Here is a 24418-nt window from a genome sequence, read left to right as displayed (position 1 = left end):
GCGCGCCCGCCCAGGCCTGTATCGGCGACGCCGTACTGCCTTTTCCTGAACATCATATCCGGCAATAGTCGACGATTAGAATATCAGAGAAAAGGCACGAAGGATGGCTGTTTTCCTCTCGATCAGCATGGTCGACTTGACTGTCTGAAGGTTCTTTTTTTCAGCAGTTTTTTCTGGTTTCAAAGATCGCTTTCAAGCGCGCGGTATCGTCGGCTATTCGGTTTATGGCTGAGGATTTGAAAGGGTGAGGCCGCGAGACTTATTGATCCTATGTCGGTATGGCGCCAAGTCACGCTCTGAGGCAGACTCGTTGCGTGGCCCCGCAGTGCAGCATCCATCGCTAATCTGGCTTATCAGAAGCTTGAAATCATACTGCAGCCTTACCACCAGGTTACTTAAGCAGGAAAAAGCTTTTGATAAAGTAACATTCGATCGCCGTCTAGCGCTATAGCACTTGGGCGACGCCATTGCGTTAGCCATATCACACAGATTTCGTTTTAAATTAACCTGGAACGCTGGAAACTAACAAAGTCAGTGAGTAAAACTTTTATTAGGCAGTGATATTGCAGCCGCCAGGCAGGCAATGACAAACAAAAATTTGTCCCGTTGTCGTCTGCGACAATGCCTTGATACGAAGATCAGCTTGAGAAATAGCAAATGTCTGGAATGCGCTTTTCCAGTCGTCGATAAATAATGGCTGTCAATGAGTTGAGCAATGAGCAATACTTGATCTGGCCACCAGCCATTAGTGATCGTTTTTAATCTTGTCAGGAACGCGAGGACGCCGGTATTGGCACCCACCTGATTACTTTCATGTTGCCGGTAATCCATACTGGAGATCGGATCTATGAACCATCGAAAACCATGGCTACGAGCGAAGGCATAGCAGTACCAGTCATGAAGGCTGACGTTCTGGGCGTACTGCCATTGCTCGATCAGCGAAGCTTTGAAGGCCTCCGCAAGACGACGCTTCAACACGTAGGTACAACCGGGGCCAGCGGCTTCAAATAAATGATCCCAGCGCACCTGAGGTTGAGCCTTGTCAAGAAGCACACGGCGACCGGACGGCCAGAAGGCCGTCACGTTACTGGAGTAGGCGTCCAAATCCGCTGACTGAAGCTTGGTGGTAGCTCTATCAAGCTTATCCAGGTGCCAGATATCGTCTTGGTCGGACAGCGCCACGTAATCAAATGTCGAGAAGTCGACATCCCGAATCAACCGGAAGAAATTACGCGACGCTCCACCAAATTTTCCCACTGGCGGAAGCAGGATTACATTCTTGTACTGTTGTGTATATGACTCACAAAGCGCCTCGGTACCGTCACTGGACGGATCAACACTGATGAACACGCTGATGTGCACATTCACCTGCTTCAATATGGAATGAAGCTGATCATCAAGCCATGACGTGCCGTTGTAGGCCGCCAATAGTACGGCGACCCTGGGTAGCTCAACGCTCATACGTTATGCGGCTTTGCGTTATGAAATACACGGTTTAGAACGAGCCCAGATCAAGCAGCTTCTGCAGATACTGCCCGTAGCCAGTCTTCTTCAGTTTTTGAGCTTGTTCACCTAGCTGAGCAGCTGTAATCCAGCCGTTGGTGTAGGCGATCTCTTCAAGGCACGCTACTTTCCAGCCTTGGCGCTGCTCAATGGTGTGTACAAAATGGCTCGCTTCAAGCAGCGACTCATGAGTACCTGTGTCGAGCCATGCAAAGCCGCGACCGAGAATTTCTACGGTCAGGCTCTTCTGCTCAAGGTAAGCACGGTTCACATCGGTGATTTCCAGCTCGCCACGCTCGGAAGGCTTAATGTTTTTAGCGATTTCGACAACCTGATTATCATAGAAGTACAGGCCGGTTACGGCATAGCTCGACTTCGGTGCCGCAGGCTTTTCTTCGATGCTCAAGGCGCGACCCGTTTCGTCGAACTCGACAACGCCAAAGCGCTCAGGGTCGGAAACGTGGTAACCGAAGACAGTAGCGCCACTGGTCTGCTGGCTGGCCGAGCGCAGGTTGTCGGAGAAGTGCTGACCGTAAAAGATGTTGTCGCCCAGGATCAGGCAGCAAGGATCTTCACCGATGAATTCTTCGCCGATGATGAAGGCTTGTGCCAGGCCATCAGGCGTTGGTTGCTCTGCGTAGGTGAGCTGAATGCCATATTGGCTGCCGTCACCCAGCAGCTTGCGGAAGCTCGGCAAGTCTTCTGGCGTGGAAATGATCAGGACTTCACGCATACCTGCCAGCATCAGCACCGACAGAGGGTAGAAAATCATCGGCTTGTCGTAGATAGGCAGCATTTGCTTGGATACGCCAAGGGTAAGCGGGTGCAGACGAGTGCCCGAGCCGCCAGCCAGAATGATGCCTTTACGATTAATGGTGGTCATTTGTTCAGAGTTTCCATGAGCATTCGGGCTACACCACTTTGCCAGTCAGGCAGGTGCAGAGAAAAATTGTGGCGCAGCTTTTCTGTGTTCAGACGCGAATTCAGAGGGCGTTGCGCTGGCGTCGGGTACTCGATCGTACCGATTGGGTTGATCGTTTCCACTGCCAAGGGTTCCCCGTTGGCGCGGGCGAAATCAATCACATACTGCGCGTAGGCATGCCATGACACTTCACCGGCCGGTGCCAGGTTGTAGATGCCGCAAAGCTCCGGCTTCGCCAGCGTTTGAAGTAGGGCAGCCGTCGCTATGTCGGCCAGCAACTCCGCACCTGTAGGCGCTCCAATCTGATCGGCGATCACATTGAGCGTCGGGCGATCTTTTGCGAGGCGCAACATGGTTTTGGCAAAGTTGTTACCACGTGCCGCATAAACCCAACTGGTACGGAAGATCAGGTGTTTGCAGCCTGAGGCAGCAATAAACTGCTCTCCTTCAAGCTTGGTTGCGCCGTAATAGTTGACCGGCGACACCGCATCGCTTTCTTTCCATGCGGTGTTGCCCGAACCGTCGAACACATAGTCGGTCGAGTAATGAACCAACAGCGCGTCCAGAGTTTGGGCCTCTTCTGCCATTACCTGACTTGCCAGAGCATTGACCGTGTGCGCAAGCTCACGCTCGGTTTCAGCCTTGTCGACAGCGGTATAGGCTGCGGCATTGACGATAACCTGAGGTTGAATGCGACGAATCGAATTGCGTAGCCCCTCCAGGTTGGACAGGTCACCAGAAAGGTCACCGTATGCCGTCGAGACGGTATGGCGATCAAGCGCGATAACTTCACCCACTACTGCAAGTGAGCGCTGCAACTCCCAGCCTACCTGGCCGTTTTTTCCCAAAAGAAGAATTTTCATTATTTATCGGCGCGTGCTGTGTAGTTCTTGTCGATCCATTGCTGGTAGCTTCCGCTCTTCACATGAGCAACCCATTCAGGATTATCCAGGTACCACTCTACTGTCTTGCGAATACCGGATTCGAAGCTTTCTTCCGGCACCCAGCCCAGCTCGCGCTGAATCTTGCTGGCATCGATAGCGTAGCGCAGGTCATGGCCCGGGCGGTCCTGAACGTAAGTGATCAGGCTGGCGTGCGGACGATGGGCTGAATCCGGGCGCAGTTGGTCGAGCAGCGCGCAAACGGTGTTGACCACCTCGATGTTCTGTTTCTCGTTGTGGCCACCAATGTTGTAGGTCTCGCCGATCTCGCCTTCGGTCACGACTTTGTACAGTGCGCGGGCATGGTCTTCGACATAGAGCCAGTCACGAACCTGATCGCCTTTTCCATAGATAGGCAGCGGCTTGCCTTCCAGTGCGTTGAGGATGATCAACGGGATCAGCTTCTCCGGGAAATGGCATGGGCCGTAGTTGTTCGAGCAGTTGGTTACCAGGGTCGGCAGGCCATAGGTGCGGCTCCAGGCGCGTACCAGGTGGTCGGAGCTGGCCTTGCTGGCCGAGTAGGGCGAGCTTGGCTGGTAAGGCGTTGTCTCGGTGAAGAGATCTTCCGGGCCTTCCAGGTCGCCATACACTTCGTCAGTCGAGATGTGGTGAAAGCGGAAGCTGGCTTTGCGCACTTCGTCCAGTTGGCTCCAGTAGCTGCGTGCTGCTTCAAGCAGTACATAGGTGCCTATGATATTGGTCTGGATGAACTCCGACGGACCCGTGATGGAGCGGTCTACGTGCGATTCGGCTGCCAGGTGCATCACAGCGTCGGGCTGGTGCTCTTTAAAAACACGGTCCAGGTCTTCACGGTTGCAGATGTCCACGTGCTCAAAGGCATAACGCTCGCTTTGATCAGCCGACTGAAGTGATTCAAGATTGCCTGCGTACGTCAGTTTGTCGACATTGACGACTGAGTCGGCTGTATTGGCAATGATGTGCCGAATCACTGCCGAACCGATGAAACCAGCACCGCCTGTTACTAAGATCTTCAAAAGAGTATCTACCTTGGGTTATGACAAGGCTCTGCCCGGTCCGTGGAAACGATCGCTGATCAGTCGCCGTCTTGAGATATCTGCCTGCGTTAAACATGAATGTTTAAATGACGTGGATGAGCGGCGGTTAAAACGACATTTTACATAGAAAAATAGACATCCCCATCAAATGATTTGAGGGTGCCTGCAATAGTTTGGCGAGCTCCACGGTGCCAATGCTTGAAACGCGAAAGCCCCAGATAAAGGGGCTTTCGTGATAGAGGGATCTGCACTTGCCGAGATCCCGCTGGATGCTGCCTATGGCCTACACGTTAAACCTGAAATGCATCACGTCACCGTCTTTGACGACATATTCCTTGCCTTCCAGACGCCATTTACCCGCTTCCTTGGCACCGGACTCGCCCTTGAACTGGATGAAGTCGTCGTAGGCCACCACTTCGGCACGGATGAAGCCTTTTTCGAAGTCGGTGTGGATGACACCTGCGGCCTGTGGTGCGGTGGCACCGACGCGGACGGTCCAGGCGCGGACTTCTTCGACGCCTGCGGTGAAGTAGGTCTGCAGGTGGAGCATTTCGTAGCCAGCGCGAATGACGCGGTTCAGGCCGGGTTCTTCGAGGCCTAGAGCTTCGAGGAACATGTCTTTTTCTTCGCCGTCATCCAGCTCGGCGATTTCGGCTTCGATCTTGTTGCAGACCGGCACCAGCATTGCGCCTTCTTCTTCAGCGATGGCGCGGACCACGTCCAGCAGGGGGTTGTTCTCGAAACCGTCTTCGGCAACGTTGGCGATGTACATGACCGGCTTGGTGGTCAGCAAGTGGAAGCCACGAATGATGGCTTTCTCGTCATTGCTCATGCTCTTCATCAGGCTGCGTGCTGGCTTGCCTTCGCTGAAGTGGGCGATCAGCTGTTCAAGCAGGCCTTTCTGGACCACTGCGTCCTTGTCACCGCCCTTGGCATTGCGCGTGACCTTTTGCAGTTGCTTCTCGCAGCTGTCGAGGTCAGCGAAGATCAGTTCCAGATCGATGATCTCGATGTCGCGCTTGGGGTCGACGCTGTTGGAGACGTGAATCACGTTCTCGTCTTCAAAGCAGCGCACCACGTGAGCGATGGCGTCGGTCTCGCGGATGTTGGCGAGGAACTTGTTGCCCAGGCCTTCGCCTTTCGAGGCACCTGCCACCAGGCCGGCGATGTCGACGAACTCCATGGTGGTCGGCAGGATGCGTTTCGGGTTGACGATGGCTGCCAGGGCCGCCAGGCGCGGGTCAGGCATCGGCACGATGCCGCTGTTCGGTTCAATGGTGCAGAAGGGGAAGTTCTCGGCCGCAATACCAGATTTGGTCAGGGCGTTGAACAGGGTGGACTTGCCGACGTTAGGCAGGCCGACGATGCCGCAATTGAATCCCATGGTGTTTCCCCTCGAGTGATGTCAGGCCTTCTGGCTGTGCAGGTTTTTCATCGCCCGGTTCCATTCACCGGCGAAGATATCCGGCAGCACGCCGAGGGCAAAGTCGATACTGGCGTCCAGTTTTTCCTGCTCGGCGCGTGGCGCTCGACCCAGGACAAAGCCGGATACCTTGCTGGCATCGCCCGGGTGGCCGATGCCAAGCCGCAAGCGATGAAATGTGTTCTGGTTGCCGAGCTGCGCGATGATGTCGCGCAGGCCGTTATGACCGCCATGGCCGCCGCCCACTTTGAGTTTGGCAACGCCCGGAGGCAGGTCCAGTTCGTCATGCGCCACCAGAATCGACTCAACCGGAATACGGTAGAAACCGGCGAGTGCCGCGACGGCCTGGCCGCTGCGGTTCATGTAGGTGGTGGGAATCAGCAGACGAACATCCTGACCCTGATGCGTAAAACGCCCGGTCAGGCCAAAGAATTTGCGCTCGGGAACGAGATTGACTCGCTGCGCCGCAGCAATACGCTCAACAAAAAAAGCCCCTGCGTTATGCCGGGTCTGTTCGTATTCAGCGCCTGGATTTCCCAGGCCAACGATCAGTTGTATGGCGGTCACGACAGGGGCTCTTCCTTTGGAGTTGAGGGTTAAACCGCTTGCGACAGCGGCAATGTGGGCGAAAACTGCTCATTTACCATGATGTAAACTCAGCGATCTCGCCCGCCTTGCCTGCTATCGCTCGCGATGTTTCCTGAGCAACTCCGACGTTACCAAGTAATGAATTACTCGGCTGCGCCTTCTTCACCTTCTTCTGCTTCGTCTTTGACGATGCGCGGTGCGTGGACGTTGGCGATTGCCAGGTCTGTACCGTGTGCCAAGGCAACGAACTCGACGCCTTTAGGTGCTTTCAGCTCGGACAGGTGAACGTTGTCGCCCACTTCCAGCGCGCCCAGATCAACTTCGATGAACTCAGGCAGGTCTTTAGGCAGGCAGGTCACTTCCAGTTCAGTGGTAGTGTGCGAAATCTCGCCGCCTTTCTTGACTGGAGCTTCTTCGTTCAGGAAGTGGATCGGCACGATTGCGGTCAGTTTCTGGCCGGCAATAACGCGCACGAAGTCAGCGTGCATCACGTGGCCTTTGGCCGGGTGACGTTGCAGCGCCTTGATGATGACGTTTTGCTTCTTGCCACCAATGTTCAGCTCGATGATGTGGCTGTAGGCCGCATCGTTTTCGAGCAGTTTGGAAACTTCCTTGGCCAGCATGCTGATGGACTCAGGGGCTTTGTCGCCACCGTAGACTACAGCTGGAACCAGGCTGGCGAGACGACGCAGGCGGCGGCTCGCACCTTTCCCCAGGTCGGAACGCTGTTCTGCATTCAGGGTAAATTCGTTCATGTTGTATCTCCAAATTAACCACATCCGCCGTTGCGTTTGCGACCAGCGCTCGGGCGGTATGGGCAAAAAAGCCCCGCCCTGACAGGATGTCAGGGCGGGGCGCTTTTCGTCTGCGTGATGTCAGTTAACGGAACATCGCGCTGATCGATTCTTCATTACTGATGCGGCGAACCGCTTCGGCGACTACCGGCGCAATATCCAGTTGACGGATACGGCTGCAGGCTTGTGCTGCTGCGGACAACGGGATGGTGTTGGTCACCACCAGTTCGTCCAGCACGGAATTTTCAATGTTTTCGATCGCCCGACCCGACAGCACAGGGTGTGTGCAGTAGGCGAAGACCTTGGCTGCGCCATGCTCTTTCAGGGCCTTGGCCGCGTGGCACAGGGTGCCGGCGGTGTCGACCATGTCATCGACCAGAATGCAGGTACGCCCTTCGACATCACCGATGATATGCATCACTTCAGAGTGATTGGCTTTCTCACGGCGTTTGTCGATGATACCGAGATCGACGCCCAGGGATTTAGCAACAGCACGTGCACGCACGACGCCGCCGATATCCGGGGAAACGATCATCAGGTTTTCAAAGCGCTGGTCTTCGATGTCATCCACCAGAACGGGGGAGCCGTAGATGTTATCTACCGGAATATCGAAGAACCCCTGGATCTGGTCAGCATGAAGATCAACCGTGAGAACACGGTCGATTCCCACCACGGTGAGCATGTCAGCGACAACTTTCGCGCTGATGGCAACACGTGCGGAGCGCGGACGGCGATCCTGGCGGGCATAACCAAAGTAGGGAATCACAGCAGTGATTCGGGACGCTGAGGAGCGGCGGAAGGCATCAGCCATCACCACCAGTTCCATCAGGTTATCGTTCGTTGGTGCGCAGGTCGGCTGAATGATGAAGACGTCTTTACCGCGGACGTTTTCATTAATCTCAGTGCTGATTTCACCGTCGGAAAATTTTCCGACAGAGACATCACCCAGTGGGATATGCAGCTGACGTACTACACGCCGAGCGAGATCGGGGTTGGCATTCCCCGTAAAGACCATCATCTTGGACACGCGCAGTACCTAGAGGCTGAGGGTAACCTGGATGAGTATAGAAAATGGCAGGGGCGGCTGGATTCGAACCAACGCATGGCAGGATCAAAACCTGCTGCCTTACCGCTTGGCGACGCCCCTGTATTGAATCAATCGAGTGCTTGACACTCAATTCCTGTTACAGAATTTGCAGCTTGCGATGCAACATCGAAATGTTACTTCCTTTCGCTACGAACCCCGTAAGGGTCTCTGTAAGAAGGGCCGAGACTTTATCAGCTTCAGCTTTGTTTGGGAAGGCCCCAAACACACAACTTCCAGTTCCGGTTAATTTTGCTTCGGTAAAATTACCTAACAAATTCAAAGCGTTACGTACTTCTGGGTAACGCCTCTCTACAACCGCCTTACAGTCATTTCGACTGTTTCCCTTGGGAACGGGGCGCACTTTAATGGGAGGCGTGTCGCGTGTCAACAACGGATCTGAAAAAATTTCTGCTGTACTTACAGCGACTTGCGGAACGAGCACCAAATACCAGGGTTCTTCGGGGTCAACCGGGGTGAGAATTTCCCCGACACCCTCAGCAAATGCGGCGTGTCCACGGACAAAAACCGGTACATCGGCGCCCAGGGTCAGGCCCAGTTGCGCCAGACGATCTTCATCCCAGCCAAGCTGCCACAAATGATTCAGCGCCAGCAGTGTGGTGGCTGCATCCGAGCTGCCGCCGCCGATGCCGCCGCCCATGGGCAGCCGTTTTTCCAGCCAGATATCCATGCCCAGTGTGCAACCGGACTGTTTTTGCAGCGCGCGGGCGGCTTTGACGATCAGGTTGCTGTCATGCGGGACGCCGGGGACATCGGTCTGCAGGCGAATCTCGCCGTCCTGGCGAACGGTAAAGCCCAGTTCGTCACCGTAATCGAGAAACTGAAACAGGGTTTGCAACTCATGGTAGCCGTCCCGACGGCGTCCCAGAATGTGCAGCATCAGGTTCAGCTTTGCCGGAGCAGGCAAAACCAGCTGGGCCTTGGCCATATCCTGTAATGCAGTCATGGTCATTGCCCCAGTTTGCGAGGCTGCCAGTCCTTGATGACCAGCGTGACATCGAGGTCCTGACCGTGCAGCTTGACGCGTTCGGGCAGCCAGTAGCCATTCTGTTCGACATAACTGAGGTATTCCACCTGCCAGCCGTCCTGCTCAAGGCTGGCCAGACGGCTGTCACCGTCGAGTGTCACGCTACTTTTGCTGTCCGGTGCCGGCAAGCCACGCACCCACCATACGAGGTGGGAAACCGGCAGTTTCCAGCCCAGTTGGTCCTGAAGCAGTCTTTCCGGCGTCGTGGCTTCGTAGTGGCCCTGATTGGCGACTTCAAGCGCGACAGCGCCGGGCCTGCCGGTCAGTCGTGCTGCGCCGCGGCCAAGCGGACCGGACAAGCGGATATCGTAGTAATCCTGGCGCTGCAGCCAGAACAGGGTGCCGCTGCCGGAGTCCTTCGGCGCACGAATACCGACCTTGCCGTTGATCTGCCAGCCATCAAGGCTGCTCAGTTGCTGTTTGTGTTCGCGCCATTGCGCGGGGTCGCCCTTGCCCTGAACGGCTTCGCGGGAAGTGAGACCGGCACAGCCGGTGAGCAGGGCGATGAGGCTGAATACGATTACGTGGCGCAAAAACATAACGTCAAAGGGTCTCTGAACCGGTCAAGCGTCGCAGTGTGCTGCGCAGGACGGTGCTGTCGGGTTGTTGTTCCAGGGCCTTGGCCCATACTTTCCGGGCTTCGCGCTGTTCGCCTTTGGCCCAGAGTACTTCTCCCAGATGTGCGGCTACTTCGTGGTCGGGGAAGCGTTCGAGCGCCTGACGCAGGTAGCGTTCGGCGTCGTCCAGATTGCCCATGCGGTAATTCACCCAGCCAAGGCTGTCGAGAACCGCCGGATCGTCGGGGCTGATCTGATGGGCTTTCTCGATCAGTTCGCGGGCTTCGGCGTAACGCGTGGTGCGATCGGAAAGGGTGTAGCCCAGTGCATTCAGCGCCATGGCGTTTTCCGGCTCGCGCTTGATGATGCTGCGCAAGTCTTTTTCCATCTGCGCCAGATCATTGCGCTTTTCAGCCAGCATGGCGCGGGTGTAGAGCAGGTTGGCGTCGTCCGGGTACTGCTTGAGCGCCGTGTTCAGCACCTGCCAGCCGCGATCCAGTTGATCATTGCTGGTCAGGGTTTCGGCTTCGATCAGGTACAGCTGAATGGCGTAATCGGGCTCTTCGGCACGTGCTTCAGCCAGGCGTTTGGCAGCTTCTGCGCCGTTGCCATTGCTGACCAGAATATCGGCCTGGCGCAATTGAGCCGCCAGGAAGTCCGGGCCCGGTCCGACCTGAGCGTATTCGTTGAGCGCGCTTTGCGGGTCCTCGCGCTCTTCGTGGATGCGGCCCAGATTCAAATGCGCTGAATCGACGTGTGCACCACGGGCGATCAGTTCTTCCAGGTAGCCAGCCGCTTCGTCCCAGGCCTTGGCTTCAAGGCACACCAGAGCCAGCGAGAAGCGCAGTTCGTCATCGTCCGGATATTGCTGCAAAAGAGCAGAAAACTGCACTTTGGCGTCTTCCATACGGTTTTGCTCAACGAGCATGCGCGCATACGTCAGGCGCAGGCGTTTGTCGTCCGGGTACTTCTTGATACTTTTTTCCAGCAGGGGCACCGCTTCCTTGCCCCGGTTCATGCTTTGCAGCAGACGGGCATGCAGCAGGATGGGCGCGATTTCACCTTCTTTGGGCGGGTTGTCTTCCAGCAGCTTCAACGACTGTTCGGCGTCGCCATTCTGCTGAAGCAACAGCGCCTTGCCGAAAATCAGCTGGCTGTTGTTCGGGTATTTGCCCAGCAACCGATCAAAACTTTTGAGCAGACCGTTGCGGGTGTCCGGATCGGTTTCGGCCGCAGACAGGGCCAGAAAGTCGAAGTGCGTGTCGCCCTGACCCTGCAGGACTCTCTCCATGTACACCAGAGAATCGTCGTAACGTCCCGCGCGCGCCAGTTGAATGGCTGCGGCGCGTTGCGCTTCAAGGTCGGTCGGTGCGTTTCTTGCCCAGATCAGCGCGGTTTCCAGTGCAGACTGATCAGCGCCCATGTATTCGGCAATCTGATAGGCGCGTTCGGAGACCCCCGGGTCCTGAGTCTTGATCGCCTGGGTCACGTAGTTGTCCAGGGCGATGTCGAAGCGGTTGCGCTGGCCGGCCAGCTCCGCGCTCAACAGGCTGACCAGGGTGTCCTGAGTGAACGAACCATAGACCTTCGGCTTGGCTTCAGGCGCGGGAGGGGCGTCTTTCTGAGCGGGCACGGGCTGTGACGAGGCGGGGGCCATTGACTGGCAGCCGCCTAGAAAGGCAAGAGCAAGGAACAACGCGGAGGATCTATTCATATATAAGAAGGGCGGCTTACCTGCGGTGGGAGCATCATGACACAAGGCTGTTGGCAAAACCCACAGCCGTCGGAAAAACTGATGCAATGCTTGTGTTTGCAGTGTCGCCAGCCTGAAAACGCAGGCTGCGACGATCGATTGTAGTGGGACAATAATATGTGGTGGTTGTTCTGAGCTTATTGAAGTAGGACAATTACCGGCTTCACGTCACCACCTGCGACCCTGAATGGCCTTCCTTGCACTCGGTATCAATCATAAGACCGCCTCGGTCGACGTTCGCGAGCGCGTGGCATTTACCCCGGAACAGTTGGTGGAGGCGTTGCAGCAGCTTTGCCACCTGACCGAAAGTCGCGAGGCTGCGATTCTTTCAACCTGTAATCGCAGCGAGTTGTACATCGAGCACGAGCATCTCGGTGCGGACAGCATTCTTGCCTGGCTCGCCAATTACCATCACCTCAGCCTGGAAGAACTGCGCGCCAGCGCTTACGTCCACGAGGACGATGCCGCCGTGCGACACATGATGCGTGTCGCCTCAGGGCTCGACTCCCTGGTGCTCGGCGAGCCGCAGATTCTCGGCCAGATGAAGTCTGCGTATGCCGTTGCGCGCGAGGCCGGAACGGTCGGGCCGTTACTGGGACGTCTGTTTCAGGCCACGTTCAGCGCTGCCAAACAGGTGCGTACAGACACTGCAATTGGTGAAAACCCGGTGTCCGTGGCCTTCGCCGCGGTCAGTCTGGCCAAACAGATTTTCAGTGACCTGCAACGCAGTCAGGCCTTGTTGATCGGTGCGGGCGAGACCATTACTCTGGTCGCCCGGCATCTGCATGACCTGGGCGTCAAGCGTATCGTGGTTGCCAACCGTACGCTGGAGCGCGCCAGCATGCTGGCTGCCGAGTTCGGTGCCCATGCGGTGTTGCTCTCGGATATCCCGGCCGAGCTGGTCAACAGCGATATCGTGATCAGCTCCACCGCCAGCCAGTTGCCGATCCTGGGCAAGGGGGCCGTGGAAAGTGCGCTGAAACTGCGCAAGCACAAACCGATTTTCATGGTCGATATTGCCGTACCGCGGGATATCGAGCCTGAAGTCGGCGAACTGGACGACGTTTACCTGTACAGCGTTGATGATCTGCACGAAGTGGTGGCAGAAAATCTCAAGAGTCGCCAGGGGGCTGCACTGGCTGCCGAGCAGCTGGTCAGCGTGGGTGCCGAAGACTTCATGTCGCGGCTGCGCGAACTGGCGGCGGTCGATGTGTTGCGCGCCTATCGTCAGCAAAGCGAACGGCTGCGTGACGAAGAACTGAGCAAGGCGCAACGTATGCTGGCCAACGGCAGTAATGCCGAGGACGTATTGATCCAGCTGGCACGCGGCCTGACCAACAAATTGCTGCACGCACCCAGCGTGCAGCTCAAGAAGCTGTCTGCCGAAGGTCGCGTCGATGCGCTGGCCATGGCCCAGGAACTTTTTGCCCTCGGTGAGGGCTCGACGGATAAAACCCCGCAATGAAAGCTTCACTGCTCAATAAGCTGGATGTCCTCAGCGACCGTTTCGAGGAACTGACCGCGCTGCTCGGCGATGCCGAAGTCATCAGCGATCAGACACGCTTTCGCGCCTATTCCCGTGAGTACGCCGAAGTGGAGCCGGTCGTTGCGCTCTACCAACAGCTGATCAGGGTGCAGGGTGATCTGGAGGGCGCGCAGGCGCTGCTCAAGGACAGCGACCCGGACATGCGCGAAATGGCCGTCGAGGAAGTTCGCGAAACAAAACAGCAACTGGTCGAGCTGGAAGCGCAATTGCAGCGCATGCTGTTGCCCAAGGACCCGAACGACGGCCGCAACGTGTTTCTGGAGATTCGCGCGGGCACCGGCGGTGATGAAGCGGCGATCTTCTCCGGCGACCTGTTTCGCATGTACTCGCGTTACGCCGAGCGGCGTGGCTGGCGAGTCGAGATTCTGTCCGAAAACGAAGGCGAGCATGGCGGCTACAAAGAAGTCATTGCGCGCGTCGAAGGTGACAGTGTCTATGGCAAGCTGAAATTCGAGTCCGGCGCGCACCGTGTGCAGCGCGTGCCCGAGACCGAGTCGCAGGGTCGCATCCACACGTCTGCCTGTACCGTTGCGGTGTTGCCGGAACCTGACGAGCAACAGGCGATCGAGATCAACCCGGCCGACCTGCGTGTCGACACCTATCGCTCTTCAGGGGCCGGCGGTCAGCACGTCAACAAAACCGATTCGGCGATCCGCATTACCCACTTGCCATCGGGTATTGTCGTCGAGTGCCAGGAAGAGCGTTCGCAGCACAAGAACAGAGCCCGGGCGATGTCCTGGCTGTCTGCCAAACTGAATGATCAGCAGACCAGCGCGGCGGCCAATGCCATTGCCAGCGAGCGCAAGCTGCTCGTGGGGTCGGGTGATCGTTCCGAGCGCATTCGTACGTATAATTTCCCTCAAGGGCGAGTGACGGATCACCGCGTGAACCTGACTCTGTATTCGCTGGATGAAGTTCTGGCGGGCGGGGTCGATGCAGTGATAGAGCCGCTACTCGCTGAATATCAGGCTGATCAACTTGCGGCACTGGGTGAGTAAATGACCATCATCGCAAGTTTGTTAAGAAGCGCCGAGCTTCCCGATTCACCGACCGCGCGGCTCGACATAGAGCTGCTGCTGGCGGCAGCGCTGGGCAAACCGCGCAGCTTTCTGCACACCTGGCCTGAGCGTATCGTCAGCACCGAGGCTGCACTGGCCTTTGCAGGTTACCTGCAGCGTCGACGCACGGGCGAGCCGGTGGCTTACATTCTCGGTCAGCAAGGTTTCTGGAAGCTCGATCTGGAAGTAGCGCCGCATACCCTGATTCCGCGACCAGAGACCGAAATGCTGGTCGAGGCTGCGCTGGAACTGGTGCCTGCCTTTGCCCCGGCTCAGGTTCTGGATTTAGGCACTGGCACCGGAGCGATTGCCCTGGCGCTGGCCAACGACCGGCAGCAATGGAAAGTGACAGCGGTGGACCGTGTACCCGAGGCGGTCGCGCTGGCCGAACGCAACCGGCAACGTTTGCAACTGGATAACGCCCAGGTGCTCAACAGCCACTGGTTCAGTGCGCTGGAAGGGCGTCAGTTTGATCTGATCATCAGTAACCCGCCGTACATCGCCGACGCTGATCCGCATCTGTCGGCCGGTGACGTGCGTTTCGAGCCGAGCAGTGCGTTGACTGCCGGTTCCGACGGGCTGGACGATTTGCGCACGATCATTGCCGACGCGCCGGCGCACCTCAGCGCCGATGGCTGGCTGCTGCTTGAGCACGGCTACGATCAAGGCCCAGCGGTGCGCGAACTGTTGATTCGTCATGGTTTCGAGCGCATCCAGACCCGCCGTGATCTGGGTGAACACGAGCGCATCACGTTCGGATGCAAGCCGTGCTGAGTGATCAGGAGCTGCTGCGCTACAGTCGCCAGATTCTGCTGCAACATGTTGATATCGACGGCCAGCTGCGCCTCAAGCAAAGTCGTGCGCTTGTCGTCGGCGTCGGCGGGCTTGGTTCGCCGGTGGCCCTTTATCTGGCCGCGGCAGGGGTCGGTGAACTGCATCTGGCGGATTTTGATCACGTCGACCTGACCAACCTGCAACGTCAGATTATCCACGACACTCATAGCATCGGGCAGGCCAAGGTAGACTCGGCTCTGGCCCGGCTCAAGGCGATCAATCCCGAGATCACTCTTGTCGCTCACCGCTCAGCGCTGGATACCGACTCACTGGCGGCCGCGGTACAGGCTGTCGATCTGGTGCTGGACTGCTCGGATAATTTCGCCACCCGCGAAGCGGTCAATGCCGCCTGTTTCGCTGCTGGCAAACCATTGGTCAGCGGTGCGGCCATTCGGCTTGAAGGGCAGTTGTCGGTGTTCGATCCGCGTCGTGCCGACAGTCCTTGTTACCACTGCCTGTACGGTCACGGCAGCGAAGCCGAACTGACCTGCAGCGAGGCCGGCGTCATCGGCCCGCTGGTTGGCCTGGTTGGCAGCCTGCAAGCGCTGGAAGCCTTGAAGCTGCTGGCCGGTTTTGGCGAGCCAATGGTTGGGCGACTGTTATTGATTGATGCCTTGAGTACCCGTTTCCGAGAACTGAAAGTCAAGCGCGACCCGGCGTGCAGCGTTTGCAGTGCAGCAAGCGGGCAGGACGAACATGCCTGACATGCAGATGAGCTACGCCAGCGATGCGCCTGTCGCAATCTTCGATTCCGGGGTCGGTGGCCTTTCAGTGCTCAATGAAATCCGCCAGTTGCTGCCCAGCGAGTCACTGCTGTATCTGGCAGACTGCGGGCATATTCCGTATGGCGAAAAGACCCCTGAATTCATTACTGAACGGTGCCTGACAATTGCCGGGTTCTTCCGCGAGCAGGGTGCCAAGGCATTGGTCGTCGCTTGCAACACCGCGACGGCTGCGGGCGTGGCGCACATTCGTCAACGCTACCCGGACTGGCCGATTGTGGGCATGGAGCCTGCTGTCAAACCTGCTGCCGAGGCCACTCGCAGCGGCGTTGTCGGCGTGCTGGCGACTACCGGAACGCTACAAAGCGCCCGCTTTGCGGCGTTGCTGGACCGATTTGCCAGCGATGTACGTGTCGTCACCCAGCCGTGCCCAGGGCTGGTCGAACTGATCGAAACCGGCGATCTGGTCAGTCCGCAAATCCGTCAATTGCTGCAGCATTATGTCGAGCCGCTGCTGGCCGCGCGCTGTGACACCATCATTCTCGGCTGTACTCACTACCCGTTTCTCAAGCCTTTGCTACGGGAAATGCTTCCCGAGTCGGTCACCCTGATCGACACCGGGGCTGCGGTAGCGCGTCAGTTGCAGCGTCTTTTGTCGCGTTCCAGCCTTCTTGCCACTGGCACCGCGCGAGAGACTATGTATTGGTCTAGTGACATACCGGACAATTTCAGAAAAATCCTACCTTTTTTGTCGCAAAATCCTGGCAATGTGAGAAGCTTCCGTTTGTAAAAAAAACGTGAAAAAAGGCGCTTTTCGGGTGAACTAACCTCACCTCGCTGGCTTCTATAAAAGCGGCTGATGAATTTCAACACTTTCATACAATTTTATATATTTAGGACGTTTCTCATGAAGAGACTCTTTTGCCTGGCCGTGATTTCGGCCGCTTTGGCAGGGCAAGCTTCAATGGCGCAAGCCGACGGTGTTGAGTTTTCGGTCGGGCAGACCGGTGAGTCGACCATGACCTATCGTCTGGGCGTGCAGTTTGATTGGGATAAAACCTGGCTGCAAAGTGACATTGGCCGTCTGACCGGTTACTGGGACGGCGCTTACACCTACTGGGATGGCAAGGACTACAAGGATAACCACAGCCTGTCGTTCTCCCCGGTTCTGGTCTACGAGTTCGGCAACGGCAACGTCAAGCCTTACGTAGAAGCCGGTATCGGCGTCTCGGTGTTCTCGAACACCCAGGTTGAAGATCGCAAGTTCGGTTCTGCCTTCAACTTCGAAGACCGCATCGGTTTCGGCCTGCGCTTCGCGGGCGGGCATGAAGTCGGCATCCGCGCGACTCACTATTCCAACGCCGGCATCAAAGAGCCGAACGACGGTATAGAAAGCTACGCACTGCACTACAAGATGCCGTTCTGATTTGACTGGCATTCGTGCCAACGCTTCGCTGCAGCACGACGTAATGCCCTGCCCAAAGCCATTGCGCATAAAATGCTTTTTTATCGCGATGGCACTGACAACGCAGAGTGCGACGCTAGTGACGGCTGAGTTCTGACGCTGATCCGGGGGATGCGAGGCAGGACGCCGAGCAAGCCGCACCGGGCCAAGGATGGCCCGTTGCGGCGCCCCCCGGATCAGTGACAGGGCGAAGGAACCCGACGAAGTCGGGCCGGAAACAGGAGCGAAAGGCTTTGGTTACTTTGGCCTCATCAAAGTAACTCGCCGAGGGGCGAAAAGGTGACCTGAGTCGAACCTCAATCCACCTGAAGTCGCAGAACTGCTGGGTGACGCGGAGCGTCACGAACTGCATTACCACGCGGAGCGTGGGAACGATAATGAACGTCAAGTCAGCAGTATTTATTACAGATAAGCCGTCGCAATCCCTTTGCGTTCGTTCAGGCAGTCTTCTGCTCCGGCTTCGAACTCACGGCAGATCAGCGGGCGTTTCTCGTAGATCGTGCACATCATGGTGTTGCGATCCAGTGCCGCACACCAGCCGTCGTCCAGACGCAACATGACCTCGCCACCCCACTCGTCGGTATCAATGTAGCGCTCAGGCACGCCCGTGTCGGTGATGAGCATCACCTCCAGCTGGCAACAGCAGGCTGCGCAGGTCGAGCAGGTGACTTCCGTTTCGCTTTGAATGTCTGCGAGCGGAATGAGTGTAGCGTTCAGAGCGTTTCTCCCGATTGTCTGGCTGCGCGTGCTGCCAGCCATTGCAGCAGGGGAAATACACCCGCCCAGACCAGCCCCAGCACCAGCATGCCAGGCCACACTCCGAGGGGAAGGTGGACCTGAGCCAGTTGTGAGCCGGCATAGTACGACATCGGGCCGCCAATAGCGCCCAGCACGGCGGCGCGCCATAGCGGCTTTGCGGTCCACGCCAGACAATGATTGAGCGTGGTGCCCAGCACCGCCCACAATAACGCCAGCCACAGCGGCAGCAGGTAGCCGCCGCTGCCAAAGTCGAAAACGCCGAGTGTCATCAAGGCGCTGTCGAGCACGATACCGATCAATGTAACCGTCAGGATCAGCCGGCCTTCCGCTGCCCATGAGCTGGTCCACAGAAAATGCACCGCCAGCACGCCGACTGCAATCAGCAGCCAGTAACTGTTACCGCCCAATACGCAGGCGAACCAGCCGATCTGAAAGAGCAGCGCGTTGGCGATTGATTTAAGCATTGAAGCGCCCAAGCAAGGGTTCGCGCAGGGCATCAGGCTTGGCCAGAAGTAGCTGCGCCGTACCGATGGTCCGTTCCAGAAAGCCGCCTTCGCAGTAGCACAGGTAGAACTCCCACAGACGCAGGAAGTGTTCGTCGTAACCCAGTTCTGCCAGTTTGCCGTGGGCGTGTTTGAAGTTGTCGTGCCACAGGCGCAGCGTGCGCGCGTAGTGCAGGCCGAAATCTTCCATGTGCAGCAGGTTCATGTCGGTATCGCTGCCGACAATGTCCAGCATTTTCGCCACCGAGGGCAGGGCACCACCGGGGAAGATGTAACGCTGGATGAAGTCCACATTGCGTTTGGCCTGAGCATAACGCTGCTCGCGGATGGTGATCGCCTGCAGCAGCATCATGCCGTTGCTTTTGAGCAGGTTCGCGCATTGCTTGAAGTACGTCGGCAGAAAACGATGGCCGACCGCTTCGATCATCTCGATGGACACCAGCTTGTCATATTCGCCGGTCAGGTCCCGGTAGTCGGTCAGCAGCAGCGTGACGCGTTCCTGCAGGCCCAGTTTGATCAGGCGTTGTTCGGTGTAGGCGAACTGTTCTCTGGACAGGGTCGTGGTAGTCACCCGGCAGCCGTAATGCTGCGCAGCATAGATAGCCATGCTGCCCCAGCCTGTGCCGATTTCCAGCAGGTGATCTTCAGGTTTCAGGGCCAGCTTCTGACAGATGCGTTCCAGTTTATTCAACTGCGCCTGTTCCAGCGTGTCATCTTCGCTGAGGAACTGTGCGGCGGAATACATCATCGTCGAGTCGAGAAATTGCTCGAACAGCGTGTTGCCCAGGTCATAATGAGCGGCGATGTTTTTCTGCGAGCCTTCGCGCGTATTGCGATTGAGCCAGTGCAGGGCGTGAATGAACGGGCGGGTCAGGCGAGCCACGCCGCCTTCCATTGCATCCAGCACATCCAGATTGCTGACAAACACCCGGACTACCGCTGTCAGGTCCGGAGTGGTCCAGTAGCCGTGAATAAACGCCTCGCCAGCGCCGATGGAGCCGTTGCTGGCAACCATGCCCCAGGCTGCGGAATCGAGAATATGAATTTCCGCCTGAATCAACGCGCCGGTCTTGCCGAACACATGGCGCTCTCCCGAATCGATAACCACCAACTGGCCATTGCGCAGGCCTGCGAGTTGTCGCAGCACACCTCGGCGCAGGATATTGGCCGTCAGACCATTGGTGCCCAGATTGGCAGAAAAACTACTGCTACTGCTTTTCATGGCGTGAGTCCTTGGTTTGAGCGGCGGCAGCACGGTACTCACCGTCGGCGGCCTGATGAGAAAAAATGGGGATGCGCTTGACCAGCAGACGCATCGCCTGCCAATAAATCGCCAAACATGTTTTGGCGGTCATCCACGGGTAAGTGATCAGGTAACGATGCAGCGTCTGGCGGCTGAGGTTCTGACGGGTCAGGTTGAGCGTGGCGTCGAACATTTTCAGCTCGCCTTGCCAGTCAGCCATGTGCACACCAATCCGCTCGGCGGGCTGGCTGAAACTCATGCGGTATTCAAGGTCGCGCGGCAAAAACGGTGAAACGTGAAAGGCCTTGGCCACTGCGAAATACTGATGCCCTTCACCTGTCGCGGGCAGCACATAGCTGTAGCGTTCGCCCCACGGTGTGTTGGTGACTTCACAGAGAATGCCTGCCAGTGTGCCGTCTGCCTCATGGCAGTAGAAAAAGCTTACCGGATTGAACGACAAGCCCCAGCTGCGTGCCTGGGTCAGCAGGCAGACGCGACCTGATGGTATGCGGCCCAGCGCTTTGCCAACCTGCTCGCGGACCGCCTCTATCAGGCTCATGCCTTGCCCGGTCAGTGCTGGCAGGTAGTCACGTTCGCGGAACGAGAAGGGCGCGAAACGCTTGCTGCCAGCCAGCGGCGAAAGCCCCAGCACGCTGTCCTGTTCATCCAGATCCAGATAGAGCAGGCCTATCCGATAGGTGAACTCATGGGCACGCGGCGCAAACCGCCGGTGGCTGATCCAGCCACTGTAGAGCGCACTGTTCAAAGCGTTTCACCAAACGCCTGGGCGACACGCAAGCCGCTGACCACGCCGTCTTCGTGAAAACCGTTGGCCCAGTACGCGCCGCAGTACCAGGTGTGGTCGACGCCATTGATTTCTTCCCAGCGCGCCTGCGCAGCGATTGCACCAAGGCTGTATTGCGGGTGCGCGTAACGGTAGCGGCCGAGGATTTTGGCCGGGTCGATGGCGGCGGTCTGGTTGAGGCTGACGCAGAAGGTTGTGTCGCTGTCGATCCCTTGCAGGATGTTCATGTCATAAGTGACGGCTGCCGATTGCTGTTCGCTGCCGCCCAGCCGGTAGTTCCAGCTGGCCCATGCCAGTTTGCGCTCGGGCAGCAGTCGTGTATCGGTGTGCAGCACCACGTCGTTTTCGGCATAGCGCAGCGCGCCGAGCACCGACTGCTCGGCACTTGACGGCTCAGCCAGCAGGGCCAGGGCCTGATCGCTGTGGCAGGCAAACACCACCTTGTCGAAACGTTCGCTGCCCATGGCGCTGTGCAGCGTCACACCTTCGCTGTCGCGCTCGACACGTGTAACCGGACATGACAGACGAATCCGCTCGCGGAACGAGGCTGTCAACGGTTCGACATAACTTCTGGAGCCACCTTCGATCACGCACCATTGCGGCCGATGGGTGACCGAGAGTAGGCCGTGATTCTTGAAAAAGCGCACGAAGAACTGCAGGGGAAAGCCGAGCATGTCGGCCAGCGACATCGACCAGATGGCCGCGCCCATGGGCACGATGTAGTGATCGATGAAGCGCTGCCCGTAGCCGCCGCTCTTCAGGTACTCGCCCAACGTGGTGTCGGCCGCGATACGCTGGTTTTCCAGGTCATCGACCGATTGACGATTGAAACGCAGGATATCGCGCAGCATGCCCCAGAACCTGGGTGACAGCAGGTTGCTGCGCTGTGCGAACAGACTGTTGAGGTTGTTGCCGTTGTATTCCACGCCGGTGCGCGGGTCGTGCACCGAAAAGCTCATTTCGGCGGGCTTGAAGCCAACACCCAGCTGACTCAGCAAGCGAATGAAATTGGGGTAGGTCCAGTCGTTGAAGACAATGAAACCGGTGTCAATGGCGTAAGCCCGGCCTTCGACCTGCACGTCCACCGTATGAGTGTGCCCGCCGATCCAGTCGGAGGACTCAAACACTGTCACCTCATGCGCGCGGTTGAGCAGGTAGGCACTGGTCAGGCCAGCGATCCCGCTACCAATGACGGCGATTTTCATTGCGCATCCTTATTCGACGACTCGGTCCGCGCCATGCGTTTGCCGAGGGCCAGTCTGGCGCGTGCCGGGAGCATTGCCAGCGCGCGCATGCTGAAAATGAACAGCGCCGGGAAGGCGATATCCAGTGGGCGTTTGTTGCGCCCCAGTTTGCTGGCGATATGCTTGGCGGCCTTCTCGACAGGCCAGCGCATCGGCATGGGGAAATCATTTTTCTGCGTCAGGGGCGTGTCGACGAATCCGGGGCTTACCACTGTCACGTCGATGTTCTCGCTGGCCAGATCCAGACGCAGCGCTTCAAACAGATAACGCAGGCCGGCCTTCGACGCGCCATAGGCTTCTGCGCGAGGTAGCGCCAGGTAGGTCACCGCACTGGCCACGCCGACCAGGTGCGGCTGATGCCCCTTGCGTAACAGCGGCAGTGCTTGCTCGATGCAATAACTGCTGGCCAGCAGGTTGGTGCGCACCACGCGCTCGACCATTGCCGCTTCGAACTGCCGCACGTCGATGTATTCACAGGTACCCGCGTTGAAGATAGCGGTGTCCAACGCTCCCCATTGCTGCGCGATCAGGTCGGCCATGGCCTTGACCTGCGCAGGCTCGGTGATGTCGCCTGTCACCAGCAGCACCTGCGTCGGGTAAACAGTCGCCAGGTTCTGCAGCGGTTCAAGCGTTCGGGCGGTCAACGCCAGCCGATGTCCGGCGTTGAGCAGTTCTTTGGCCAGCGCCAGACCAATGCCGCTGCTTGCTCCGGTCAACCAGATGCGTCGTGCAACAGGAGTGCTCATCCCAACCTCTTCTTCAGCCAATGGATGACTCGACCCATGATGGGCAGATGTTCGTAGAGCAATGCACCGGCATCGAAGTAATCCCGGTGTCGATAAACCTTGTCGTGCCACTTCAGGTGCGAACAGCCTTCTACCTGAATTGTCCGGCCGGCGGCTAGACGCGGATGCGAATAACTCATGGTCCAGACCAGATAGCCCTCGCCGGGGCGAACCTCGTCGAAGGCGTGGAAGTCGAAGCGCAGGTCCTGGACGTTGGCGTACAGCTCGCCGAAATAGCGGCGCATGGCGGCAAGGCCGTGGATATCGTGCATCGGGTCGCTGAACGACACGTCGTCGCTATAAAGCTCGGCGACCTGATCAAGGTTGTCCTTGTTCAGCGCGGCAAAACCTTCGGCGAAGCGATGCAGGAAATTAGCCATGTTCGGCTCCTGCGGCCGGCTGTCGAGCCGGGAGCGCTTTGAACGCTGCCAGGGCGCGGGCGCGGCTTTTGCTCAGGTCGACGATGGGTTTCGGGTAGTCGGCAGCGCCAAACAGGCCGCCGATGGACGCGGGGTCATGAATCTGCTTTTTGTTCAAATCGGCCAGCTCTGGCAGCCAGTGCTTGATGAACACACCTTCGGGGTCGAAGCGTTCCGACTGCGACAGCGGATTGAAAATACGGAAGTAGGGTGCCGAATCGGTGCCTGTGGACGAGCTCCACTGCCAGCCGCCGTTGTTGGCAGCCAAGTCACCGTCGATCAGGTGGCGCATGAAAAAGCGCTCGCCCTCGCGCCAGTCGATCAACAGGTTCTTAGTCAGGAACATCGCAACGACCATCCTTAGCCGATTGTGCATCCATCCGGTTTCCAGCAACTGGCGCATTGCTGCGTCAATAATCGGCAGTCCGGTACGCGCCTCTTGCCACGCCAGCAGTTCTTCGGGGGCATCGCGCCACTTCAACGCCTCGGTTTCCGGGCGGAAGGCACGATGACGTGATACACGAGGGTAGCCGACCAGCGTGTGTTTATAAAACTCTCGCCATAATAGCTCGTTGATCCAGGTCACAGTGCCAACGTCGCCGGTTTCGAATTCCCCCTGGTTGCTGCCCAGCGCCGCATGCAGGCACTGGCGCGGCGAAATCACCCCTGCCGCCAGGTACGCTGACAGCTGGCTGGTGCCGGGTTTGGCGGGAAAGTCGCGTTCGGTCTTGTAATAACTGATTTGCGCGTCGGCGAAGGTCGCCATGCGCCGTCTGGCTTCGGCCTCGCCTGCCGGCCAAAGGTCACGTAATGCCTTCGAGGGCGTGGCAAAGCCCTTGACCTGATCAGGGATCGAATCGCTTTTGATCGACAGTGATTGCTGCGCCTTGGGTGTGCGCACCGGCTGCGGCATGGCCTGGTGCATCCGGTTGTAGCAGACTTTCTTGAACTGGGTGAACACCTGAAAATAATTGCCGGTCTTGGTCAGTATGCTACCCGGCTTGAACAACAGCTGATCAAGGTAGCTGGTGACCTGCACACCGGCTTTTTCCATCGCCTTTTGCACCGCCTGATCACGGCGTGTTTCGTTGATACCGTATTCCTGATTGAGGTGCAGGCCTTCGACCTTGAACTGTGTGCACAGTGTCGACAGCACTTCAGGTGCCTGATCCCAGGTATCGGCTTCGCGAATCAACAGCGGTACGTTCAGCGCGCCCAGCGCCTTTTCCAGCTCGACCAGATTGCGCAGCCAGAAATCCACCTTGCAGTCAGCGTCGTCGTGGCTGCGCCACTGTGCCGGGCTGAGCAGGTAAACCGCCAGCGTCGGACCGCGCTCCATGGCAGCGGTCAGGGCAGTGTTATCTTGAACGCGCAGGTCGCTACGCAGCCAGATCAGTTGCATGAGA

General features: G+C 57.8%; 25 protein-coding genes and 1 tRNA gene. 6 read left to right on the top strand and 20 right to left on the bottom strand.

Features of this window, described 5'->3' with window-relative positions:
- Positions 1-531: 531 nt before the first annotated feature.
- The 12 genes from RYB09_RS20860 to RYB09_RS20805 all read right to left on the bottom strand — a co-directional run bounded on the left by RYB09_RS20860 (position 532) and on the right by RYB09_RS20805 (position 11590).
- The gene (locus tag RYB09_RS20860; protein ID WP_316890029.1) at positions 532-1461 is read right to left on the bottom strand and encodes a glycosyltransferase; all 930 of its coding nucleotides are present in this window, start codon (positions 1459-1461) and stop codon (positions 532-534) included.
- A 34-nt stretch (positions 1462-1495) separates the two neighbouring features.
- Positions 1496-2386 (bottom strand): glucose-1-phosphate thymidylyltransferase RfbA, encoded by an 891-nt coding sequence (rfbA, locus tag RYB09_RS20855; RefSeq protein WP_002552131.1) that lies wholly within the window; start codon positions 2384-2386, stop codon positions 1496-1498.
- A complete protein-coding gene (gene rfbD, locus RYB09_RS20850; RefSeq protein ID WP_316890026.1) occupies positions 2383-3288 on the bottom strand; it encodes a dTDP-4-dehydrorhamnose reductase in 906 nt (301 codons plus the stop codon). Before rfbD ends, rfbA begins: the two co-directional genes overlap by 4 nt.
- A complete protein-coding gene (gene rfbB, locus RYB09_RS20845) occupies positions 3288-4361 on the bottom strand; it encodes a dTDP-glucose 4,6-dehydratase (RefSeq protein ID WP_316890025.1) in 1074 nt (357 codons plus the stop codon). The genes rfbD and rfbB overlap by 1 nt, the downstream gene beginning before the upstream one ends.
- A 304-nt stretch (positions 4362-4665) precedes the next feature.
- Positions 4666-5766 carry a redox-regulated ATPase YchF gene (gene ychF, locus RYB09_RS20840; protein ID WP_122281298.1) on the bottom strand — a complete coding sequence of 367 codons (1101 nt, stop codon included), beginning with the start codon at positions 5764-5766 and terminating at the stop codon, positions 4666-4668.
- 21 nt (positions 5767-5787) lie between these two features.
- Positions 5788-6372 (bottom strand): aminoacyl-tRNA hydrolase, encoded by a 585-nt coding sequence (gene pth / locus RYB09_RS20835; protein ID WP_003317127.1) that lies wholly within the window; start codon positions 6370-6372, stop codon positions 5788-5790.
- A gap of 164 nt (positions 6373-6536) precedes the next feature.
- A complete protein-coding gene (locus tag RYB09_RS20830) occupies positions 6537-7148 on the bottom strand; it encodes a 50S ribosomal protein L25/general stress protein Ctc (protein WP_058400566.1) in 612 nt (203 codons plus the stop codon).
- A 124-nt stretch (positions 7149-7272) separates the two neighbouring features.
- Positions 7273-8214, bottom strand: coding sequence for a ribose-phosphate pyrophosphokinase (locus tag RYB09_RS20825; protein ID WP_002552145.1), 942 nt, complete (start codon positions 8212-8214; stop codon positions 7273-7275).
- A gap of 45 nt (positions 8215-8259) precedes the next feature.
- Positions 8260-8334 (bottom strand) — tRNA-Gln (locus tag RYB09_RS20820).
- A gap of 37 nt (positions 8335-8371) precedes the next feature.
- Complete coding sequence (gene ispE / locus RYB09_RS20815) at positions 8372-9220, bottom strand: 4-(cytidine 5'-diphospho)-2-C-methyl-D-erythritol kinase (RefSeq protein ID WP_316890038.1); 849 nt, start codon at positions 9218-9220, stop codon at positions 8372-8374.
- A 20-nt stretch (positions 9221-9240) separates the two neighbouring features.
- Positions 9241-9858 carry a lipoprotein insertase outer membrane protein LolB gene (lolB, locus tag RYB09_RS20810; protein WP_058400567.1) on the bottom strand — a complete coding sequence of 206 codons (618 nt, stop codon included), beginning with the start codon at positions 9856-9858 and terminating at the stop codon, positions 9241-9243.
- Between the two features lie 4 nt (positions 9859-9862).
- Complete coding sequence (locus RYB09_RS20805) at positions 9863-11590, bottom strand: tetratricopeptide repeat protein (protein ID WP_080394948.1); 1728 nt, start codon at positions 11588-11590, stop codon at positions 9863-9865.
- Positions 11591-11816: 226 nt separating this feature from the next.
- On the opposite strand from RYB09_RS20805, the gene hemA reads away from it, so the two are divergent.
- The 6 genes from hemA to RYB09_RS20775 all read left to right on the top strand — a co-directional run bounded on the left by hemA (position 11817) and on the right by RYB09_RS20775 (position 17215).
- Positions 11817-13094 carry a glutamyl-tRNA reductase gene (hemA, locus tag RYB09_RS20800; RefSeq protein ID WP_002552149.1) on the top strand — a complete coding sequence of 426 codons (1278 nt, stop codon included), beginning with the start codon at positions 11817-11819 and terminating at the stop codon, positions 13092-13094.
- Positions 13091-14173: a peptide chain release factor 1 gene (prfA, locus tag RYB09_RS20795; RefSeq protein ID WP_002552150.1), complete on the top strand. Its 1083-nt coding sequence runs from the start codon at positions 13091-13093 to the stop codon at positions 14171-14173. The genes hemA and prfA overlap by 4 nt, the downstream gene beginning before the upstream one ends.
- Entirely contained in the window at positions 14174-15007 is an 834-nt protein-coding gene (prmC, locus tag RYB09_RS20790) for a peptide chain release factor N(5)-glutamine methyltransferase (RefSeq protein WP_122259523.1), read from the top strand.
- Complete coding sequence (locus RYB09_RS20785) at positions 15001-15771, top strand: molybdopterin-synthase adenylyltransferase MoeB (protein ID WP_316890020.1); 771 nt, start codon at positions 15001-15003, stop codon at positions 15769-15771. The genes prmC and RYB09_RS20785 overlap by 7 nt, the downstream gene beginning before the upstream one ends.
- Positions 15764-16579 (top strand): glutamate racemase, encoded by an 816-nt coding sequence (gene murI / locus RYB09_RS20780; protein WP_122259521.1) that lies wholly within the window; start codon positions 15764-15766, stop codon positions 16577-16579. The genes RYB09_RS20785 and murI overlap by 8 nt, the downstream gene beginning before the upstream one ends.
- Positions 16580-16696: 117 nt before the next feature.
- Entirely contained in the window at positions 16697-17215 is a 519-nt protein-coding gene (locus RYB09_RS20775; RefSeq protein WP_019742552.1) for an acyloxyacyl hydrolase, read from the top strand.
- A 441-nt stretch (positions 17216-17656) separates the two neighbouring features.
- On the opposite strand, the gene RYB09_RS20770 is transcribed toward RYB09_RS20775, so the two are convergent.
- The 8 genes from RYB09_RS20770 to phrB are packed head-to-tail and all read right to left on the bottom strand — an operon-like array spanning position 17657 to position 24414.
- The gene (locus tag RYB09_RS20770) at positions 17657-18013 is read right to left on the bottom strand and encodes a YkgJ family cysteine cluster protein (RefSeq protein ID WP_058402372.1); all 357 of its coding nucleotides are present in this window, start codon (positions 18011-18013) and stop codon (positions 17657-17659) included.
- On the bottom strand, positions 17968-18477 hold the full coding sequence (locus tag RYB09_RS20765; RefSeq protein WP_316890016.1) for a DUF2878 domain-containing protein: 510 nt from the start codon (positions 18475-18477) through the stop codon (positions 17968-17970). The genes RYB09_RS20770 and RYB09_RS20765 overlap by 46 nt, the downstream gene beginning before the upstream one ends.
- Positions 18470-19738: an SAM-dependent methyltransferase gene (locus tag RYB09_RS20760; RefSeq protein WP_058407989.1), complete on the bottom strand. Its 1269-nt coding sequence runs from the start codon at positions 19736-19738 to the stop codon at positions 18470-18472. The genes RYB09_RS20765 and RYB09_RS20760 overlap by 8 nt, the downstream gene beginning before the upstream one ends.
- Positions 19725-20525, bottom strand: coding sequence for a DUF1365 domain-containing protein (locus RYB09_RS20755; protein ID WP_058402375.1), 801 nt, complete (start codon positions 20523-20525; stop codon positions 19725-19727). Before RYB09_RS20755 ends, RYB09_RS20760 begins: the two co-directional genes overlap by 14 nt.
- Entirely contained in the window at positions 20522-21769 is a 1248-nt protein-coding gene (locus RYB09_RS20750; protein ID WP_316890013.1) for an NAD(P)/FAD-dependent oxidoreductase, read from the bottom strand. Before RYB09_RS20750 ends, RYB09_RS20755 begins: the two co-directional genes overlap by 4 nt.
- Positions 21766-22554, bottom strand: a complete 789-nt coding sequence (locus tag RYB09_RS20745) for an SDR family NAD(P)-dependent oxidoreductase (RefSeq protein ID WP_044294119.1) — start codon at positions 22552-22554, stop codon at positions 21766-21768. Before RYB09_RS20745 ends, RYB09_RS20750 begins: the two co-directional genes overlap by 4 nt.
- A complete protein-coding gene (locus RYB09_RS20740) occupies positions 22551-22973 on the bottom strand; it encodes a nuclear transport factor 2 family protein (RefSeq protein ID WP_316890010.1) in 423 nt (140 codons plus the stop codon). The genes RYB09_RS20745 and RYB09_RS20740 overlap by 4 nt, the downstream gene beginning before the upstream one ends.
- Complete coding sequence (gene phrB / locus RYB09_RS20735) at positions 22966-24414, bottom strand: deoxyribodipyrimidine photo-lyase (protein ID WP_316890008.1); 1449 nt, start codon at positions 24412-24414, stop codon at positions 22966-22968. Before phrB ends, RYB09_RS20740 begins: the two co-directional genes overlap by 8 nt.
- Between the last annotated feature and the right edge of the window lie 4 nt (positions 24415-24418).

This window comes from Pseudomonas syringae group sp. J254-4, assembly GCF_032586855.1.
GTDB lineage: Bacteria > Pseudomonadota > Gammaproteobacteria > Pseudomonadales > Pseudomonadaceae > Aquipseudomonas > Aquipseudomonas amygdali.
This window is presented reverse-complemented; position numbering and strand designations above follow the sequence as displayed.